The sequence below is a fragment of the Pseudochrobactrum sp. AO18b genome, assembly GCF_000409565.1.
Taxonomy (GTDB): domain Bacteria; phylum Pseudomonadota; class Alphaproteobacteria; order Rhizobiales; family Rhizobiaceae; genus Pseudochrobactrum; species Pseudochrobactrum saccharolyticum.
Genome location: NZ_ANNO01000282.1, coordinates 1 through 4,759, shown reverse-complemented (window position 1 = coordinate 4,759; position 4,759 = coordinate 1). Strand labels below are relative to the sequence as shown.

At 52.3% G+C, this 4,759-nt stretch carries 2 protein-coding genes; both read left to right on the top strand.

Features of this window, described 5'->3' with window-relative positions; translation table 11 throughout:
- The first annotated feature begins 498 nt into the window (after positions 1-498).
- A complete protein-coding gene (gene clpB, locus A918_RS0111705; protein WP_022711252.1) occupies positions 499-3,084 on the top strand; it encodes an ATP-dependent chaperone ClpB in 2,586 nt (861 codons plus the stop codon).
- 298 nt (positions 3,085-3,382) lie between these two features.
- Positions 3,383-4,759: L,D-transpeptidase (locus tag A918_RS0111700; protein ID WP_033316075.1), on the top strand; the 1,377-nt coding region annotated here is incomplete at its 3' end.

Genomic DNA, 4,759 nt, shown 5'->3' with positions numbered 1-4,759 from the left:
GCTGAAGCAACCGGTGCGGATGAAGCACCGGCACCGCGCACCCGCCGTGTTCTGCGCCCGCGCCGCACGACAAGCCGTGCAGCGAAAGCTGATGGTGAAAATCAGGATCAGGATACCGCTTTTGCTGAAACAGAATAATCTGTTTGCATAAGAGAGAATAAAAACCGGCAGGGAAATCTGCCGGTTTTTTTATGTGCGGGCGGGCATGACTGCGGCTTTGCATAACTGCGGGCGGGGCTTAACCCCTGTTGTGATAATAATTTTTCACCTTCATGCTTTCAGCCCTTGCAGGGAGAGGACTATCGCCCCATATCCCTTGTGACAGGATGCCGGAGCAATTTATTCCATGCATTTCCAGTGAAACTGGTTCTGATTTTTGCCAGAATATTTTGTCCCGTTTATCTAAATCTGCTGAATAATGGTTCCTGCCTTTAAGGGGGAGCCGTCACCCATGATCTGCCGGTGCCTTGAAGGGCTGGCGGGCGAAAAGGAGACACTATGAATATTGAAAAATACAGTGAGCGCGTACAGGGTTTTCTCCAGTCAGCGCAAAGCTTTGCATTGAATTCTGATAACCAGCAATTTGCCCCTGAACATCTGCTGAAAGTTTTGGTGGATGATGAAGAAGGTCTGGCTTCTGGCCTGATCGAGAGGGCAGGCGGTCGCCTTGCTGATCTTAAGCTCGGATTACAGAGTGCCTTGGCTGCACTGCCGAAAGTAACCGGCGGTAGCGGGCAGCTATATCTGTCGCCTGCACTTGCAAAAATCCTGACCACTGCGGAAGAACTGGCCACCAAAGCCGGTGACAGCTATGTCACGGTTGAGCGTCTGCTCACCGCTTTCACACTGGAAAAAAGCGCAAAAACCTATGAAATTCTGACACATGCCGGTGTCACAGCCAAAGCTTTGAATGAGGTGATTAATCAGATGCGTAAAGGCCGGACTGCCGATAGTGCTTCTGCCGAAGCCAATTTCGAAGCGCTGAAAAAATATGCCCGTGACCTGACCGAGGATGCGCGTTCCGGTAAGCTTGATCCGGTGATTGGCCGTGATGAAGAAATCCGCCGTACCATTCAGGTTCTGTCGCGTCGTACCAAGAATAATCCGGTGCTGATTGGTGAACCGGGCGTGGGTAAAACCGCGATTGCTGAAGGTTTGGCACTGCGTATCGTCAATGGAGACGTACCTGAATCGCTGAAAGACAAGCGGTTGATGGCGCTGGATATGGGCGCACTGATTGCCGGTGCGAAATATCGCGGTGAATTTGAAGAACGTCTGAAAGCTGTGCTGACGGAAGTTGAAGCGGCGGCCGGTGAAATCATCCTGTTCATCGACGAAATGCACACTCTGGTCGGTGCCGGTAAATCGGACGGCGCGATGGATGCGTCCAATCTGCTGAAGCCTGCGCTTGCCCGTGGTGAGCTGCATTGTGTTGGCGCGACGACACTGGAAGAATACCGCAAATATGTTGAAAAAGATGCGGCGCTTGCCCGTCGTTTTCAGCCGGTATTTGTCAATGAGCCAACCATTGAAGATACGATCTCGATCCTGCGCGGTCTGAAAGAAAAATACGAGCAGCACCACAAAGTGCGTATCTCGGATTCTGCTCTGGTATCAGCCGCAAGCTTATCGAACCGCTATATCACTGATCGTTTTCTGCCGGATAAGGCGATTGACCTTGTGGATGAAGCGGCTGCGCGTTTGCGTATGCAGGTGGATTCCAAGCCGGAAGAGCTGGACGAGATGGATCGCCGTGTCATGCAGCTGAAGATTGAGCGTGAAGCGCTCAAGCTGGAAACGGATACGGCTTCGAAAGACCGGTTGCAGCGTCTTGAAAAAGAACTGACCGATCTGGAAGAGGAATCCGCTGAACTGACCGCCAAATGGCAGGCAGAAAAGCAGAAACTCGGCCATGCGGCAGATCTGAAAAAGCAGCTTGAAGATGCGCGTAATGCTCTGGCCACTGCCCAGCGTAATGGTGAGTTCCAGAAAGCCGGTGAACTTGCCTATGGTACGATCCCGCAACTGGAAAAACAGCTGAGCGATGCGGAAGCACAGGAAAATACCGGCACAATGCTGGAAGAAACTGTGTCGCCGGATCATATTGCGCAGATCATTTCCCGCTGGACCGGTATTCCGGTTGACCGGATGCTGGAAGGCGAACGGGAAAAACTGCTGCGGATGGAAGACGAACTCGGCAAGCGGGTGATCGGTCAGGGTGAAGCGGTGCAGGCGGTCTCGCGTGCGGTGCGTCGTGCCCGTGCCGGTCTGCAGGATCCGAACCGTCCGATCGGCTCGTTCATCTTCTTAGGACCAACCGGTGTTGGTAAAACGGAGCTGACCAAAGCTTTGGCCACATTCCTGTTTTCCGATGAAACAGCTATGGTGCGGATTGATATGTCCGAATTCATGGAAAAACACTCGGTTGCCCGTCTGATCGGTGCCCCTCCGGGCTATGTCGGTTATGAAGAAGGCGGTGTGCTGACAGAAGCTGTGCGTCGTCGTCCGTATCAGGTGATCCTGTTCGACGAGATTGAAAAGGCACATCCGGATGTCTTCAACGTGTTGTTGCAGGTGCTGGATGATGGTCGCCTGACCGATGGTCAGGGGCGTACGGTGGATTTCCGCAATACGCTGATTATCATGACCTCCAATCTTGGTGCGGAATATCTTGTTGCACTGAATGAAGATCAGGATGTGGATAGCGTACGTGAAGAAGTTATGGGCGTTGTCCGTGCATCTTTCCGTCCGGAATTCCTCAACCGCGTGGATGAGATTATTCTGTTCCATCGCCTGCGCCGCTCCGAAATGGGTGCGATTGTCGATATTCAGCTGGCAAGGTTGCAGAACCTGCTGAGTGACCGCAAGATCACGCTGGATGTTGAGGATGATGCCCGTAACTGGCTGGCCGATAAGGGCTATGATCCTGCTTATGGTGCCCGCCCGCTGAAACGGGTTATCCAGAAACAGGTACAGGACCCGCTTGCAGAGAAAATTCTCGGCGGCGATATCCTCGATGGTTCGGTTGTGGATATTTCGGCCGGATCAGACCGGCTGGTTTTCCAGCCTAAGCCGAAACACTGAGCTTCAGGGGTACAATACACCCTGATTGAGTGAAGAGATGGTAAGCGGCACTGCTGAATGCGGTGCCGCTTTTTCATGGGCGCTTTGGCTTTATTGAATTGTCGCATGCTCGCGGACGCTCAATGAGTCCATTGAGTTGCGTCATGCTTTATAAAAAATATCTGTTGCGGATTGTCTTCTTCATATGCAGTTAAGTTATTAACCATAAAAATGGCCTGATCTGTGACTAAGGCATTTCAGGTCAGGCGATTGGCTGAAGAAACAAGATTTGCGCTTTAAAGGGTGTGGTATGCATAAAATGCGGGGAATTCTACGGAAGACTTATCTCGGACTGTCGGTGACAGCGCTGACGGGTCTGACAGCGGCGACCGCTTATGCGTCCCCTTTTGATATTGGTGGTTCTGCTTCCGGTGAGGAGCGTCCTGTGTTGATGGCACAGCTTTATGATCCGGGTGAAGTTATTTATCAGGATAATAAAGTGCGGGTCTATATTGACGCTTCAGGGCGTCAGGTGACCATGGATAATAGCGGCAAGATTTTGCGTATTCAGGAACAGCCGGGCGGCTATCCGCAACAGCCTCCGCAGCAACCGGATTCTAATGATAACTGGACATTGAACGGACCGGTCGGTGGCGGCGTGCCTTATGACGGCTTTGCCAATGTGCCGGATGATGCCGGCACGGATTATTTTCCGGCAGCACCGCGCGGCAATACGGGTGTGAATAATGCTGCGGTTGACCGTTCTGCATTGCCGGATGTCGGTGCTGCACCGTCACCGGATGATAATGATTTCAAACCTGCGATTGAAGATCCTTACGGGCAATATCCGAACACGTCTTCCGGCATGTCCGGTTCGCAGACACCGTCAGTTGTGATGCCGAAAGGTCAGGGCGCAAAAGCTAAATTTGCAGCCTATCAGATCATGCTGGATCGTGCCGGTACATCACCGGGCGTGATCGACGGCAAAGCGGGCAGCAATGTTGACAAGGCGGCGGCATCTTATCTGGAAGTAACAGGTCTGAGCATTAATCCGGCAGATGAAACGCAGGTCAATGCCCAGCTCGAAGCCACAGGCGGCCCTGCTTTCACAGAATATACGATTACCAATGAGGATATCGGGCGCTTTTATCTGGCTTCTGTCCCCAATGATTACAGCGAGAAGGCAAAGCTGCCGGAAATGGCCTATGTCTCGCCGCGTGAAATGCTGGCTGAAAAATTCCACATTGATGAAAACTATCTTCAGGAAATCAATCCGGGGATCAGTTTCCGCCAGCCCGGTGAAGTGATCCGTGTGCCTAATCTGGGCAAGCAGAAGCGTGCGCCTATTGCCAAAATTATTGCGGATAAGGCGCGCAAACAAGTGCGCGGCTATGATGCAAACGGCAAACTGGTTGTGGCTTATCCGTCAACAATCGGCTCGGCAGATAATCCTTCGCCTTCAGGCATTGTGACAGTTGAGCGTATCGCGACCAATCCGAATTACACCTATAATCCGAAGATTAATTTCAAACAGGGTAATAATGACAAGGTGCTGATTGTGCCGCCGGGGCCTAACGGGCCGGTGGGCACTGTGTGGATTGCACTGTCAAAGCCGACTTATGGTATTCACGGCACCCCTGATCCGTCCCGTATTGGTAAAACAGCCAGTCACGGTTGTATCCGCCTTGCCAACTGG